At 60.6% G+C, this 14285-nt stretch carries 14 protein-coding genes and 1 riboswitch; of the genes, 9 read left to right on the top strand and 5 right to left on the bottom strand.

All coding sequences use genetic code 11. From position 1 onward, the window contains the following. The first annotated feature begins 69 nt into the window (after positions 1–69). A complete protein-coding gene (locus tag GPS82_RS03190; RefSeq protein WP_296490841.1) occupies positions 70–714 on the top strand; it encodes a DedA family protein in 645 nt (214 codons plus the stop codon). Here GPS82_RS03190 and GPS82_RS03185 read toward each other — a convergent pair. Both GPS82_RS03185 and tsaE read right to left on the bottom strand, forming a co-directional pair. Further along, entirely contained in the window at positions 707–2062 is a 1356-nt protein-coding gene (locus GPS82_RS03185) for an N-acetylmuramoyl-L-alanine amidase (RefSeq protein ID WP_296490839.1), read from the bottom strand. The two genes, GPS82_RS03190 and GPS82_RS03185, sit on opposite strands and share 8 nt — an antisense overlap. Beyond that, a complete protein-coding gene (gene tsaE / locus GPS82_RS03180; protein ID WP_296490836.1) occupies positions 2059–2589 on the bottom strand; it encodes a tRNA (adenosine(37)-N6)-threonylcarbamoyltransferase complex ATPase subunit type 1 TsaE in 531 nt (176 codons plus the stop codon). The genes GPS82_RS03185 and tsaE overlap by 4 nt, the downstream gene beginning before the upstream one ends. Here tsaE and queG point away from each other — a divergent pair. Further along, entirely contained in the window at positions 2566–3651 is a 1086-nt protein-coding gene (gene queG / locus GPS82_RS03175; RefSeq protein WP_296490834.1) for a tRNA epoxyqueuosine(34) reductase QueG, read from the top strand. The genes tsaE and queG overlap by 24 nt on opposite strands. A 401-nt stretch (positions 3652–4052) precedes the next feature. Here queG and GPS82_RS03170 read toward each other — a convergent pair whose 3' ends face one another. Further along, positions 4053–4967 (bottom strand): AEC family transporter, encoded by a 915-nt coding sequence (locus GPS82_RS03170; protein ID WP_296490900.1) that lies wholly within the window; start codon positions 4965–4967, stop codon positions 4053–4055. Positions 4968–5067: 100 nt separating this feature from the next. Here GPS82_RS03170 and xerD point away from each other — a divergent pair, with 100 nt between their 5' ends. Continuing rightward, a complete protein-coding gene (xerD, locus tag GPS82_RS03165; protein WP_296490832.1) occupies positions 5068–6015 on the top strand; it encodes a site-specific tyrosine recombinase XerD in 948 nt (315 codons plus the stop codon). Between the two features lie 14 nt (positions 6016–6029). Here xerD and GPS82_RS03160 read toward each other — a convergent pair whose 3' ends face one another. Next, the gene (locus GPS82_RS03160) at positions 6030–6860 is read right to left on the bottom strand and encodes a ferritin-like domain-containing protein (protein WP_296490830.1); all 831 of its coding nucleotides are present in this window, start codon (positions 6858–6860) and stop codon (positions 6030–6032) included. Between the two features lie 51 nt (positions 6861–6911). On the opposite strand from GPS82_RS03160, the gene GPS82_RS03155 reads away from it, so the two are divergent. Further along, positions 6912–7436, top strand: coding sequence for a gamma carbonic anhydrase family protein (locus tag GPS82_RS03155; RefSeq protein ID WP_296490828.1), 525 nt, complete (start codon positions 6912–6914; stop codon positions 7434–7436). A 167-nt stretch (positions 7437–7603) separates the two neighbouring features. Next, positions 7604–8587 (top strand): Hsp33 family molecular chaperone HslO, encoded by a 984-nt coding sequence (locus GPS82_RS03150; RefSeq protein ID WP_296490826.1) that lies wholly within the window; start codon positions 7604–7606, stop codon positions 8585–8587. A gap of 4 nt (positions 8588–8591) precedes the next feature. Here GPS82_RS03150 and GPS82_RS03145 read toward each other — a convergent pair whose 3' ends face one another. Further along, positions 8592–10754 (bottom strand): TonB-dependent siderophore receptor, encoded by a 2163-nt coding sequence (locus tag GPS82_RS03145; RefSeq protein ID WP_296490825.1) that lies wholly within the window; start codon positions 10752–10754, stop codon positions 8592–8594. Positions 10755–10823: 69 nt separating this feature from the next. Next, positions 10824–10926: riboswitch (TPP riboswitch) on the bottom strand. 231 nt (positions 10927–11157) lie between these two features. Here GPS82_RS03145 and rpsB point away from each other — a divergent pair. From rpsB to frr, 4 genes are all read left to right on the top strand, one after another. Next, on the top strand, positions 11158–11910 hold the full coding sequence (gene rpsB / locus GPS82_RS03140) for a 30S ribosomal protein S2 (protein WP_296490824.1): 753 nt from the start codon (positions 11158–11160) through the stop codon (positions 11908–11910). 89 nt (positions 11911–11999) lie between these two features. Next, the gene (gene tsf / locus GPS82_RS03135) at positions 12000–12923 is read left to right on the top strand and encodes a translation elongation factor Ts (RefSeq protein ID WP_296490823.1); all 924 of its coding nucleotides are present in this window, start codon (positions 12000–12002) and stop codon (positions 12921–12923) included. A gap of 49 nt (positions 12924–12972) precedes the next feature. Next, positions 12973–13695, top strand: coding sequence for a UMP kinase (pyrH, locus tag GPS82_RS03130; protein WP_296490822.1), 723 nt, complete (start codon positions 12973–12975; stop codon positions 13693–13695). A 66-nt stretch (positions 13696–13761) separates the two neighbouring features. After that, positions 13762–14285, top strand: a 524-nt coding sequence (gene frr, locus GPS82_RS03125) for a ribosome recycling factor (protein ID WP_296490820.1), incomplete at its 3' end; no start/stop codon positions are given.

Genomic DNA, 14285 nt, shown 5'->3' with positions numbered 1-14285 from the left:
TAATTATTTATGGATATGTCTCGACGCTTGAAATGGGCGCAACCGGTTCGCCGGAGATAATTCGGCCCCATGGAACTCATCACTTTTCTTCTCGATTTCATTTTGCACGTCGACAAACACCTGGAGGCGTTCGTGCAAAGTTACGGCGTCTGGGTATATGCCTTGCTGTTTTTGATCATCTTTGTCGAAACCGGCGTGGTGGTGATGCCGTTTTTGCCGGGCGACTCCTTGCTGTTCGTGGTGGGCGCCATGTGTGGCGTCGGGCTCATGAGTTATCCGGTGGCGGTCTCGGTGCTGTTGCTGGCTGCCATTTTGGGCGACCAGTGCAACTATTCCATCGGGCGCTACTTTGGGCCGAAGGTTTTCAAGTGGGAAAACTCGCGTTTTTTCAACAAGGCAGCCTTTGACCGCGCGCACAATTTTTACGAGCGTTATGGCGGCATCACCATCATCGTGGCCCGGTTCATGCCATTTTTGCGAACCTTTGTGCCGTTTGTTGCCGGTGTGGCGGCCATGAGCCGGGGCAAGTTCAGCTTGTACAACATCATTGGGGCGCTGATCTGGGTGCTGAGTATCTGCACTGCGGGTTATTTTCTGGGCAGTATCCCGTGGGTCAAGCTGAATTTGGACAAGATCATCTGGGCGATGATTCTGGTGCCGGGGCTCATCGTGATTTTTGGCGCCTGGAAAGGGCGCCGCGCGGGCGTCACGTAGCCCGGTTGCGGGCCAGCGGCGGGTTGTTGGAGAAATAGCGCTCAATGCCGCGCATCAGGGCGTCAGCCAGTTGATTCTGGTACGCGTCGCTGTTGAGCTTGGCCTCTTCATCCGGATTGCTGATAAAGGCGGCTTCCACCAATACACTGGGTATATCTGGCGCCTTGAGCACCGCAAAGCCGGCTTGTTCGACGCGTGGCTTGTGCAGTTTGCCGACACGGCCAATTTCCCTGAGCATGGCGCCGCCCAGCAGCAGGCTGTCCTTGATCTGGGCGGTGGTGCTCATGTCGAGCAGCGCGCGCTTCACCTGCACGTCCCGGGCGTGCACGTTGAGTCCCCCAATGATGTCAGCCTTGTTTTCCTTGGCGGCCATCCAGCGCGCTGCGCTGCTGGAGGCGCCGCCCTGGCTCAGGGCGAAGACGCTGGCACCTTGCGGGTTGGGGGTAAAAAAGGCATCGGCATGCAGGCTGATGAACAGGTCGGCCTGCACCCGGCGCGCCTTGTCCACCCGAATGTGCAGGGGCACAAAAAAGTCAGCATCACGGGTCAAAAAAGCACGCATGGGATTGCCGTTGACCGAGGCCGCGTTGATGCGGTCACGCAGGCGGTGGGCCAGCCGAAGCACCACGTCTTTTTCGCGCGTGCCGGCGGGGCCAATTGCACCAGGGTCTTCGCCACCATGGCCGGGATCCAGGGCAATGATGATCAGCCGGTCCGTGGCTGTCGGGGTCGGCACGCGCATGCTTTGAGGCGGCAGCTTTGCCGGTTCTTTCTTGACGCCTGGCGCGGCAGCAATACCAGGCGCGGGGGCGGGTGGCAGCTGGGCTTTTTGCGCGATCAAGTCACCCAGCGGGTCGCCCACCGGCGGTGCGACTGCACCGCGGCTGGCACTCTCTTTTAGCCGCTCTGCAATCAGGGCCTCCAGCGGGTCCGCCACCTGGGTTGGGTACAAATCAAATACCAGCCGGTGCAGGTAGGCCGCGACGGGCGTCAATGTGAACACCTGCGGCGCAATGGCCTGTTTGAGGTCAATCACCAGGCGCACCACGCCAGCACCAAACTGCCCGACGCGAATGCCGGAAATGGTGGGGTCGTCGGGGCCGACCTTGGCCACCAGTTCCCTGAGCGCCGGGTTGAGGTCGATACCCTGCACATCCACGGCCAGGCGCGGCGGGTTGGGGATAAAGGTCTGGCTGAAGGTGAGGCGCGCGTCCGACTCAATGGTGACGCGTGAATAGTCTGGCGCCGGCCACACCCGCACCGCCACAATGGTGGCACCACGGGCCAGATGCTGCGCACCGAGCAGCAGCACCAGCGTGCCCGACTGCAACAACTGGCGGCGCTTCATGGGCTGGCCTCATCAAGCGGCAAATTGGCGAGGCCCCTGAGCAGGGCGGCTCCCAATGCCGTTTGTGCCTTCAATGTCACAAGCCGCGATTCGTCTTCGTTCACTTCCAGGCTCAGCACCAGGTCGGCCAGTGGCAGGCAGCCCGCCGCCTTGTCTGGCCATTCTGCAATTTTGAGACCGGGGCTGGCAAAAATGTCGCGAAAACCGGCGTCCGCCCATTCACGCGGGTCGCTGAAACGGTAAAAGTCAAAGTGCCATAGGTTGAGATCGGGCAGCTCATAGGGTTCCACCACCGCGTAAGTCGGGCTTTTGACGCGTCCCTGCACCCCCAGTGCCCGCAGCAAATGCCGCACCAGCGTGGTCTTGCCCGCGCCCAGATCCCCTTGCAATTCAATGTAGGCCAGGCGCAAGCCGGGCAGCGCCGCCAGCGCGTGGGCAAAGCGCCCGGTGGCAGCTTCATCCTGCCAAAATAGGCTTTTTACAATGGGCAGGTGATCAACACCATGCAGCAACTCGACGGCAGTCAATGGGTCTCCAGAATTCAGGATTGGGGTCGGGCGTTGGGATTTTCCCAAATTGGCGTGGCTGGCGTTGATTTGGCCAGTGCAGAACCCGGATTATCGGCGTGGCTTGCGGCAGGATTTCATGGCGACATGGTTTATATGGCTGCGCATGGCCTCAAGCGCGCGCGCCCGGCCGAGCTGGTGCCAGGCACCGTCAGCGTGATCACCGTTCGCATGGATTATTTGCCAGCCGATACTTCCGGCGGCTGGCAAGCGCTGGAACTTGATCGCCTGCGTCGATCTTCAGAGGGCATTGTGTCGGTCTATGCCCGGGGGCGTGATTACCACAAGGTGATGCGCAACCGGCTGCAAAAATTAAGCGATCAGATCTCGCAGGCGATGGGGCCGCTGGGCTACCGCGTGTTCACCGACTCGGCCCCGGTGCTCGAGGTCGAACTGGCCAGTCGCAGCGGCCAGGGCTGGCGCGGCAAACACACGCTGCTGTTGAATCGCGAAGCGGGGTCGATGTTCTTTTTGGGGGAAATTTTCGTCGATCGGGCCTTGCCGGTGACCGACCCCGTGGCCAGCCACTGCGGCAGGTGCAGCGCCTGTATCGACATCTGTCCGACGCGGGCCATCATCGCCCCGTACCGGCTTGATGCCAGGCGCTGCATCTCGTACCTGACGATTGAGCACGCCGGGCCAATCCCGTTGGAACTGCGCCCTTTGATGGGCAACCGCATTTATGGTTGCGATGATTGCCAGTTGATTTGCCCCTGGAACAAGTTTGCCCGGCGCAGTGCCTTGCCCGACTTTGACGCCCGCGCCGGGCTGGCGGGCGGCCAGCTGGTTGAACTGTTTGGCTGGAGCGAGGAAGAGTTCCTGCGCTTCACCGAGGGCGGCCCGATCCGGCGCATTGGCCATGAACGCTGGCTGCGCAACGTAGCGGTGGCACTGGGCAATGCGCTGCGCGTGGCTGATGCGAATGTCGCCAAGCCGTTGCTGGCCTCACTTGCCTTGCGTGCTGATCATTCCAGTGCGTTGGTGCGTGAACATGTGGCGTGGGCTTTGGATCAGAAAAATTAATTGGGGTCAGACTCCAATTCACCTCTGGAGTCAGAACACGATAAAACATAGTTTCGCCTTACCCGCGCAGCGACTGGCTTTGGCGGCTTCCTCATACTGGAGTACCAGAAATCGTCAGCCCCCAAAGCCAGTCACTGCGCTGGACGTGGTGCGGGTACCGCCGACATGCTTTGTATTTGCCTTCAAAACCACAGCCAATCACCACATCGCGTGGTCACCGGCAGAGGTGGGTACCGATTTCTGGTACTCCAGTATGAGGTGCCCGCCTATGCCGGTGAGCGCGCGCAGCAAAGAAAAATCCGCCCCTGCCGGTTGCCATGCGAAGCACGTCTCCACAATCTGATCGCGGCAAGATAAGGTAAGGTCGCTCAATTAGGCAAAAATGACTTCCCGTGCGTCGACTAAACAGACGCCCTCAACACCCCCAGCGCCAGCGGCAAACTCAGCATGCCCAGTACGGTGGACAAGGTCACCAAGGCCGCCACATAAGCACCGTCATAACCCATGCGTGCCGCCAAAACATAACAACTCGACGCCGTGGGCAGGGCCGAGAACATCAGCAAAATGGTGGCCTGCACCGGGTTGAGCTCAAACACCAGGCACAAAGCCAGGGCCAGCAGCGGCATCAGCAAATGGCGGATCGTCAAGACCGCCAGCCCCAGCAATTTGGCATGGTTCAGGGCGCTCAGTTGCATGCCGGCGCCGGCGGCCATCAAGCCGAGCGCCAGCGACGCACCGCCAATGCGCGTTACGGTGGGCTCGGCCCAGCCCGGGATGGACAAACCGGCCAAGTTGGCCGCCAGGCCGCTGGCGGTGCCGATGATCAGCGGATTGCGCACCAGTTCGCCCAGAAATCCGCGCTTGGCGTGGCGTGCCATCGGCCACACCGCCCCGATATTCATCAGCGGCACACTGACGCCAATGATCAGCGCAATCGCCAGCAAACCCGGGGGGCCGGCCAGCCGCTCGGCCAGCGCAAGGCCAATGAAAGAGTTGAACCGGAAGGCAATTTGGGCACTGGCGGCGTGCTGGCGTGCAGCCACATGACCTTTGAGTCCCGGCCAGTACGGCACCGAGTACGCCATGGCAATACCGCCCAGCCCCAGAGCCCAGCCCGCGCCCACCAGGTTGCTCGCCGCGCTGATGTCGAGCGGGCTTTTCAAAATGGAATGAAACAGAAGCACCGGGAAAAACAGGAAATACACCAGTTGTTCGACCTGCGTCCACACGGCCCGGTTTAACGGCGTGAAGCGGCAAATCAGGTAGCCAATCAAAATCAGCGAGAAATCAGGAAAGAGGAGTTCGGCATAGTTCACGCCTTGAGAATAGCAGGCCACGTCGCGCCAAAATTCGAGTTAACGCCCGCTGGTGACAGCTCGGCATAAGATCAGCCGTCTTTTAATTGCAACCAAACCCATGCCCGAGCTTCAGCCCACGACCAACCCGGAAATTTCTGCCGCCAAAAAGGCGTCCGAGCCGGTGATCGACACCTTCATTGACGCCTTGTGGCTCGAAGAAGGTTTGTCCAGCAACACGCTGGCAGCTTACCGGCGTGATCTCACCCTGTTTGGCAACTGGCTGATGGAGCAGGGCGGCTGCCTGCTGGGCGGCACTGAGGTGCTGCTCAACAGCTATTTTGCCAACCAGCACGCCGTTACCCGCGCCACCACTGCCAACCGCCGCCTGACAGTATTCAAGCGCTTTTACCGCTGGGCCCTGCGCGAGCGCTTGGTGGGCGCAGACCCCACGCTTAAGCTGCAAGCTGCCAAACAGCCGCTGCGCATGCCCAAAACCCTGACCGAGTCGCAGGTGGAGGCTTTGTTGAACGCGCCGGATACGGCGGAAGCTTTGGGCTTGCGCGACCGCACCATGCTGGAACTGATGTACGCCAGCGGCCTGCGGGTCAGTGAACTGGTGGGCTTGAAGGTGCTCAATGTGAGCCTGAACGACAACGTGCTGCGGGTGTTCGGCAAGGGCAACAAAGAGCGTCTGATACCCTTTGGCGAGGTGGCCAGCCTGTGGCTCAAGCGTTATCTGGCGCAGCCCCGGGTCGAGTTGTTGGCTGGCCATGTCAGCGATGCCTTGTTTGTCACCCAGCGCGGCAGCACGCCGGGCACCGCCATGAGCCGGGTCATGTTCTGGATGCTCGTCAAGAAATACGCGCTGCTAGCCGGGATCACCGCGCCGCTGTCACCGCACACGCTGCGCCATGCCTTTGCCACCCATTTGCTCAACCATGGCGCCGACCTGCGGGCGGTGCAGCTGCTGCTCGGTCATGTGGACATTTCCACCACCACCATCTACACCCATGTGGCCCGGGAACGCCTGAAAGTCCTGCACGCCCATCATCATCCGCGCGGCTGAGTGCGCGCCGGAACTCACGCGGTGGCGGAGCGGGTTGAGGTGTTCAAGGCGGCAAGCTCGTCTTCTGTAAAACCTGCGGCGCGGCGTGCCGCCAGGTTGAAGGGACCCTTGAGTTGGGGCGCCTGGTAGCGCTGTGCCAGCACGGCATAGGTGCTGACGGGGTCGAGCTGGCGCGCAACGCAGAGAAAACGGTACCAGCGGTTGCCGATGGCCACGTGATTGATTTCGTCGCGCAGGATGATGTCCAGAATTTGGGCGGCGGCCTGGTCGCCCACCGACACCAGCCGGTTGCGCACCGCCGGCGTGGCATCCAGGCCGCGTGCTTCGAGTGTGCGTGGTACCAGCGCGAGGCGCGCCAGCACATCACTTTTGGTGCGCTCGGCCATGTCCCACAAGCCGTCGTGGGCGGGAAAGTCGCCATAGGCAAAGCCCATCTCATTCAAGTGGGCGTTGAGCAACTCAAAATGCAGGGCTTCCTCTTGCGCCACGCGCCACCAGTCTTTGTAAAAGTCGTCGGGCATGCCAGAAAAGCGCCAGACCACGTCGAGTGCCAGATTGATGGCATTGGCCTCAATATGGGTCAGGGCATGGATCAGCCCGGCGCGGCCTTCCGGGGTACCCACGGCGCGGGTCTTGAGTTGCGAGGGGTGAACCAATTGTGGACGCTCGGGCCGTCCGGGCAACCGGGTTGGTTCGGTGAAGGATTCAGCCGGATCCAGCGTGCACCTTGCTGCATCGAGCCCGCGCACTTGCGTGGCTTTCTGCTCGAGTGCGTTGATTTGCAGCAGGTGCAGGCAGGCAAGGCGCAAGCTGGCGGAAGAGGCAGTGGTGTGGGGCGCAATCATGTGGCGTTCGGTTTACCTACAATTCTAGGCATCTGAATCTGAAGGAACGCAATGGCAATTTATGAAGTGGACGGCGTGGTACCGCAAATCGCGGAAACCGCCTGGGTAGCCGACAGTGCCGAGGTGATGGGTGATGTGGTGCTTGGCGAGGAGGTCGGGATCTGGTTTGGCGTGGTGGTGCGCGGCGACACTGCCTGCATTCGGGTGGGGGCCCGCACCAACATCCAGGACATGAGCGTGCTGCACGCCGACGCCGGCATGCCGCTTGCCATCGGCGCCGGGGTCACGGTGGGCCACAAGGCCGTGCTGCACGGTTGCACCATTGGCGACGACAGCCTGGTCGGGATCGGCGCGGTGGTGCTCAATGGCGCCAAAATTGGCAAGGGCTGTCTGGTCGGCGCTGGCGCGCTGGTGACCGAGGGCAAGGAGTTTCCCGATGGTTCCATGATCATTGGCAGCCCGGCCAAAGCGGTGCGCCAGTTGACGCCTGAACAATTGCAGGGGCTGCGTGACAGCGCCCGGCATTACGTCGCCAATGCCAGGCGATTCAAGGCCAGTTTGCACAAGGTGGCTTAACTAGTTGGGGTCAGAGCACGTTGCTGCGCGAGTGGTCTGACCCGCAATGTTTCAAGTTTGTTGGGGTCAGAGCGCGTTGCTATGCGATTGGTTTGACCCGCAGGTGTTCTAATCAGTTGGGGTCAGAGCACGTTGCTTCGCAAGTGGTCTGACCCGCAAGGTCTCACATGTCTGAAATTCACAAATTTATCTTCGAGGGCCTGCCGGTGCGCGGTGCCGTGGTGCGTCTGACCGACGCCTGGCTTGAGATTCTGCGCCGCCGCGCCAGCAACACCACGCACGGCGCTTACCCGCCGCCGGTGCAGGCCCTGTTGGGCGAAATGACGGCGGCGGCCGTGCTGATGCAGTCCAACATCAAATTCAACGGCTCGCTGATCGTGCAGGTGTTTGGCGACGGGCCGGTCAAGCTGGCGGTGGTTGAAGTGCAAAGCGATTTTGCCCTGCGCGCCACCGCCACCGTCAACGGCACCCTCGGTCCGGACGCCAGTCTGAGTCAGATGGTCAATGCGGGCAATGAGGGCCGCTGCGCGATCACGCTCGACCCCAAGGACCGTCAGCCGGGTCAGCAGCCCTACCAGGGCGTGGTGCCGCTGTTTGGCGACAAACGTGAAAAGCTCGAAAAGTTCAGCGATGTGTTGCAGCACTACATGCTGCAAAGTGAACAATTGGACACCACGCTGGTGCTGGCTGCCGACGACAAGGTGGCTGCCGGCCTGTTGATTCAGCGCCTGCCCATGGCCGGTTCGGGTAATCTGGCTGGCGGCACGGGCCAGACCGATGAAGACCAGATCGGTCTCAACGAACACTACAACCGCATCGCCATGCTGGCATCGAGCCTCAAGCGCGACGAGTTGCTCACCCTCGATGTGGACACCATCCTGCACCGGCTGTTCTGGGAAGAGCAACTGTTGCGCTTTGAGCCCTTGCAGGGTGAATCGGGCCCCCGTTTTGCGTGCTCCTGCAACCGTGAGCGGGTCGCCAGGATGATCTTTGGTCTGGGGCAGCCAGAGGCAGACAGCATCCTGCAGGAGCATGAGGTGATTGAAGTGGGCTGCGATTTTTGCGGTCTGCAGTACCGTTTTGACGCGGTCGACACCATTCAGATTTTCAAAGCCCCCCATCTAGTGGTGCCGCCGCCACCGCTTCAGTGAGCGGCTAGAACTCCACCGTCACGCTGGCCCGCAGGGTGCGTGGCGCGGCTGCAAACAGGTAAATGCCGCCCCAGTAGGTTGTGGGCGCTTCGCGCCAGTAGTTGCGGTTGGTAAGGTTCTCGATGTTGAGGCGCCACAGCGTCTCTTTGCCGGCGATGCGCGCCGCGTAGCCCAGCCCGGCGTCGAGTTGCCAGGCGGACGGCAGTTTAACGCTGCCATCCGCCGTGACCGTTTTGGCGCTTTCATAGCTTGCCAGTGCATTGAGCGACAAGCCCGCCAGTGCGGCGACCTTGTAGTCGGCAAACACCGAAGCTTTCAGGCGCGGCAGGTTGGTCACGCGTTGCCCGACCAGGTTTGGGTCGGCCGCCTGCGTGTACTCGGCATCGAGCGCCATCAGGCTGGCTTGCAGTGACAAGGCCGCATCCAGGCGTCCGGCAGCCGTGAACTCCAAGCCACGATGGCGCGCCGTTTTGGCGCCTTCCACGCGCAGCGGCAAGTCGGCCGGGTCAGCCGCTGGCACATCATCGGCGTAAGGTTTGTCAACGCTGAAGGCGGCCGCCGTCAGCAGCAGGCGCGGGTTGGCCTGCCACTTCAGGCCCAGCTCGGTTTGCGCGCTTTTGAGCGCCGGCAGCACCTGGCCCGCATTGGCGAATCGATCCGGCCGATTGGGCACCACCTCGAATTCCACGCCCTGTCCCCAGGACGCATACACCATGGTGGACGCGCTGGGCGACCAGGCCAGCCCGGCCCATGGCGTGGTCACGGTCTGCTCAAAAGACACCGCGCGCGAGCCGTCGCTTTGCTCGCTGCTGCGGTTCAGGCGGGTCACACGTGCGCCCACAAACGACTGCAGGCTTTGGCTCAAATCAGACGTCAGCGTGGCATAGCCTGCCAGCGCGCGCTCGCGGCTGTCGGTGTTGAGGCTGGTCAGCGCGGGATCGGCGGGCAGCGTGATCGGCGCGTAGATATTGGTGATTCCAACAAAGTTATAGGCTTGCAGCGGCGCCGGGTCGGTGCTGGCGCTGCGCCCATTCAAGCCCAATCGGGTCGCGTGCTGCAAGCCGAACGCCTTGAATGTGCCGTCGAGGCGGGCATCCCAGCTCCACAGACTACGCTGCTCGTTCTCGCTGCGGTAGTCATACACATCCACGTCGCCATTGGCGCACAGGCCCGGATAAACATAATTTGGCGCGCTGCTGCAGCCGTCCGGAAAGGCGAGTCGGTCATCAACGCGCAGGCGCTGCGTGTTGGCCGCCACGCGGGCGCTCCAGTTGGCATCAAGGCGGTGGTTGAGGGCAACTTCAGCCGTGGTGCTGCTGGACTCAAACGGCTGCGACCAGGCTTGGTTGTTCAGGTTCAGGCGCGGATTGATGCTGCCGGGCAGCGTGTCGCCAAAGCCATCCCCATTGTTGTCGAGCAGGCCCAGTCCCGGCACCGAGGGTTGACTCTTGCGGTGGTATTCAAGGTTGGCCGTCACCGAGGTGGCCGGACTCAATTCGGTGGCCAGCGCCAGACTGAGCAACTGGCGCGAACCATCGGCCTGGTCAAACTGCGGGCGCAGGGCTTCATCGACCAGGTTCAGGCGCACTCCGACAGAGCCCAGCTCCTGGTTGACATCGAGGTGCAGTTTTGCGCCGCCGCTGTCGTTGGCAGTCAGTCCCGCCGTGACGAAGTCGTCTTTCATGGGCACCTTGGTGACGTAGTTCACCAGGCCGCCGGGTGCCGACACACCCGACTGCAAGCCGGCAACGCCCTTCATCACCTCAATACGTTCCATGTTTTCCAGCGCAACCGGTGCGATGTTTGAGGTGGCCAGGCCGTTGCGGCTGAAATTGCCGCTCTGATCCAGCAAAAATCCGCGAATGGACAGGCTTTCGATGTAACCGGTGGTGTTGTAGCTGTCGGCCAGCGAGGCATCCAGCTTGATCACCTGCGACAGTGATTGCGCCGCCGTGGCGGCCAACAAATCGGCGCCCAGCACCGTCACGCTTTGCGGCAATTTGGCCAGCGGTGTGCCAAAGCCCGAGACATCCGCAGTTTCAACATCAAGCAGCGGCGCAGTCTTGCCAGTGACGGTAACCACCTGCAGGCTTGGCGGCGCGGTCTGGGCGAAAGTGGGGAGGGAAGCGCTTGCGGCGAGCGCCAGCGCGAGGGGGGACAGTTTCAAACAGAATGCCATCGAATTTCCTTTGTCGACGGCAGGGGGTGTGCCGAACCAGTCTGATACGGGATCAAACTGGTTTCAGCGACGCTTCCCTGCGCAAGTATTACCTTGATCAAGTTCCAGGGTGTTATCTCAGCCGATCCTCTTGCGAAAACCAGCACCCCTAGCGTGTACAGGACCGGAGTGCACCGATCCTGATGCGCAAAGTGTACAGGAAGCCCCACACGGTTTGGTTGGGCCAGGCTGCAGGCCGAGCCCGGGCCCGGTGCTATACTCGACCGGCTTGGCAGCCTGGTTTGTTCACCCAGTCTGGGCCGCCGAGTTAATCCGCAAACCAGTTTCATCAAGGTGTTGCTTGTAACAAGCAAAACGAACTGGATTTCAGACCTAACCTTTGGAGTTTTTTATGGCAATTACCATGCGCGAAATGCTGGAAGCCGGTGTCCACTTTGGTCACCAGACCCGCTTCTGGAATCCCAAGATGGCCCCCTTCATTTTTGGCCATCGCAACAAGATCCACATCATCAACCTGGAAAAATCGCTGCCGATGTTCCAGGAAGCCGCCAAGTTTGCGCGTCAAATTTCTGCCAAGCGCGGCACCGTGCTGATGGTGGGCACCAAGCGCCAGGCGCGCGAAACCGTGGCCATCGAAGCGCAACGCGCCGGTGTTCCCTACGTTGATTCACGTTGGTTGGGCGGCATGTTGACCAATTTCAAGACGGTCAAGACCTCGATCAAGCGCCTCAAGGACATGAAGATTCAGCAAGAAGCCGGCCTCGACAGCATGAGCAAAAAGGAGCAACTGATGTTTGCCCGTGAGCTCGAAAAGCTGGAAAAGGACATTGGTGGTATCCAAGACATGACCACCTTGCCTGACGCCATTTTTGTGATCGACGTGGGTTACCACAAGATCGCCATCGCCGAAGCCCGCAAGCTGGGCATTCCGCTCATCGCCGTGGTCGACACCAACCATTCGCCCGAAGGCATCGACTACATCATTCCGGGCAACGACGACTCGTCCAAAGCGGTCACCCTGTATGCCCGCGGCATTGCCGACGCGATTCTGGAAGGCCGCGCCAACGTGATGGATGACGTGGTCAAGGCCGTCGCTGAAAGCAGTGCCGACGAATTTGTCGAGGTGAATGAGGCTGCTGCCTGATCCATTGACGACCCCAATCCAAAGGGGGGCTTCGTTGCCCCCTTTTTTTAATTTCAATTGATAAACTGAACTGATTTCAGGAGAACAAAATGGCTGTAATTACCGCAAGCATGGTGGCTGAACTTCGTGGCAAGACCGATGCCCCCATGATGGAGTGCAAGCGCGCCCTAACCGAGGCTGAAGGCGACATGGTCAAGGCTGAGGAGTTGTTGCGCGTCAAATTGGGCAGCAAGGCTGGCAAGGCGGCTGGACGGATCACTGCCGAGGGCGTGGTGGTTTACAGCGCGGACGCCGGTATCGGTGCCCTGCTCGAAGTGAACTGCGAGACCGACTTTGTCACCAAGAACGACAGTTTCCTGGGCCTGGCCAACGCGGCTGCCGCCCTGGTCGCCAAGCACAACCCGATCGACGTGGCCGCCTTGGGCGCCCTGGCTTATACGCAGGATGGCTTTGGCCCGACCCTGGAGGACGTGCGCAAAGGCCTGATTGGCAAAATTGGCGAGAACATGAGTTTTCGCCGTTTCAAACGCTTTGCCAGCGGCAGCAAGTTGGCATCCTATCTGCACGGCACCCGCATCGGTGTGGTGGTGGAGTTTGAGGGCAGCGAGGTTGCGGCAAAGGATGTGGCGATGCACATTGCCGCGATGAAGCCCGTGGCCTTGTCGAGCGACGATGTGCCGGCTGAACTGGTGGCGCGCGAGCGTTCGGTGGCCGCTGCCAAGGCGGCCGAAGACGCCGCTGTGGCCACGGCGGCCGGCAAGCCAGTGCAGTCCGCAGAAATTGTGGCCAAGCGTGTGGAGGGCGGGGTGCAGAAATACCTCAAGGAAGTGTCTTTGCTGAACCAGGCTTTCGTCAAGAACGACAAGCAAACGGTGGAGCAAATGCTCAAGGCCACGGCCACCACGGTGAAGTCGTTTACGCTTTATGTGGTGGGTGAGGGGATCGAGAAAAAGGTGGACGACTTTGCCGCCGAAGTGGCAGCCCAGGTGGCTGCCGCACAACAGGCTGCCTGATCGGGCCGTTGCCATTTTTTGAATTTTCACAGTGTTCCAGGAGTCACCCATGTCAGATGTCAAACCCGCTTACAAGAGAATTTTGCTCAAATTGTCGGGCGAGGCACTGATGGGCGACGACCAGTTCGGCATCAACCGCGACACCATCGTGCGCATGGTTGATGAGATTGTGGGCGTTACCGAGTTGGGTGTGCAGGTGGCTGTGGTCATTGGGGGTGGCAACATTTTTCGTGGTGTGGCGGGCGGTTCGGTCGGCATGGACCGGGCCACCGCCGATTACATGGGGATGCTGGCGACCGTGATGAATTCATTGGCGCTGGGTGACACCATGAACAAGGCCGGTTTGACGGCGCGCGTGATGTCGGCGATTGCCATTGAGCAGGTGGTGGAGCCGTATGTGCGGCCCAAAGCGCTGCAGTATCTGGAAGAGGGCAAGGTGGTGATTTTTGCAGCCGGTACCGGCAACCCATTTTTTACCACCGACACCGCCGCCGCTTTGCGCGGCGCTGAAATTGGCGCCGAGATTGTGCTCAAGGCCACCAAGGTGGATGGTGTGTACAGTGCCGATCCCAAAAAAGACCCTGCGGCCACGCGCTATAGCAAGATTTCATTTGACGAAGCCATCTCGAAAAATCTGGGCATCATGGATGCCACCGCGTTTGCCTTGTGTCGCGATCAGAAATTGCCAGTCAAAGTGTTCTCGATTTTCAAGCACGGCGCGCTCAAGCGCGTGGTGATGGGGGAAGATGAGGGCACCCTGGTTTACGCCTGAGCGAACCAGGTTTGACGGCCACCGCCAAACGTCTTTTTATTTTGAACCCTGAGTGAGGAAAAACCCATGTCAGTCGCCGAAATTAAAAACATTGCAGAAACCAAGATGGACCAGTCCATTGAGGCTTTCAAACATAACTTGACCAAAATCCGCACCGGACGCGCCAACCCTGCCATTCTCGACACGGTGCATGTGGACTATTACGGTTCCATGGTGCCAATCAGCCAAGTGGCCAATGTGTCGTTGCTGGATTCCCGCACCGTCAGTGTCCAGCCCTGGGAAAAGGGCATGGGCGCCAAAATTGAAAAAGCCATTCGCGACAGCGACCTTGGTTTGAACCCGTCGTCCATGGGTGACCTGATCCGGGTGCCGATGCCGCCGATGTCCGAAGAGCGGCGCAAGGAACTGACCAAATTGGTGCGCAATGAGGGCGAGGGGGCCAAGATCGCGGTGCGCAATTTGCGCCGTGATGCCAACGAGGGCGTCAAAAAGCTGGTCAAGGACAAACTGGCATCTGAAGACGATCAAAAGCGCTGCGAATCCGACATTCAAAAAGTGACCGACCGGCATATTGGGGCCATTGACCAACT

The organism is Rhodoferax sp. (genome assembly GCF_011391645.1).
GTDB lineage: Bacteria > Pseudomonadota > Gammaproteobacteria > Burkholderiales > Burkholderiaceae_C > Rhodoferax.
The sequence above is the reverse complement of the archived record's forward strand: the minus strand, read 5'-3'. Positions and strand labels throughout refer to the sequence as shown.

Excerpts from the sequence above, each read along its gene's own strand:
- GPS82_RS03190 (WP_296490841.1), top strand. The coding sequence starts at position 70 with ATGGAACTCATCACTTTTCTTCTCGATTTCATTTTGCACGTCGACAAA.
- GPS82_RS03185 (WP_296490839.1), bottom strand. The coding sequence starts at position 2,062 with ATGAAGCGCCGCCAGTTGTTGCAGTCGGGCACGCTGGTGCTGCTGCTC.
- queG (WP_296490834.1), top strand. The coding sequence starts at position 2,566 with ATGCAGCAACTCGACGGCAGTCAATGGGTCTCCAGAATTCAGGATTGG.
- xerD (WP_296490832.1), top strand. The coding sequence starts at position 5,068 with ATGCCCGAGCTTCAGCCCACGACCAACCCGGAAATTTCTGCCGCCAAA.
- GPS82_RS03160 (WP_296490830.1), bottom strand. The coding sequence starts at position 6,860 with ATGATTGCGCCCCACACCACTGCCTCTTCCGCCAGCTTGCGCCTTGCC.
- GPS82_RS03155 (WP_296490828.1), top strand. The coding sequence starts at position 6,912 with ATGGCAATTTATGAAGTGGACGGCGTGGTACCGCAAATCGCGGAAACC.
- GPS82_RS03150 (WP_296490826.1), top strand. The coding sequence starts at position 7,604 with ATGTCTGAAATTCACAAATTTATCTTCGAGGGCCTGCCGGTGCGCGGT.
- rpsB (WP_296490824.1), top strand. The coding sequence starts at position 11,158 with ATGGCAATTACCATGCGCGAAATGCTGGAAGCCGGTGTCCACTTTGGT.
- tsf (WP_296490823.1), top strand. The coding sequence starts at position 12,000 with ATGGCTGTAATTACCGCAAGCATGGTGGCTGAACTTCGTGGCAAGACC.
- pyrH (WP_296490822.1), top strand. The coding sequence starts at position 12,973 with ATGTCAGATGTCAAACCCGCTTACAAGAGAATTTTGCTCAAATTGTCG.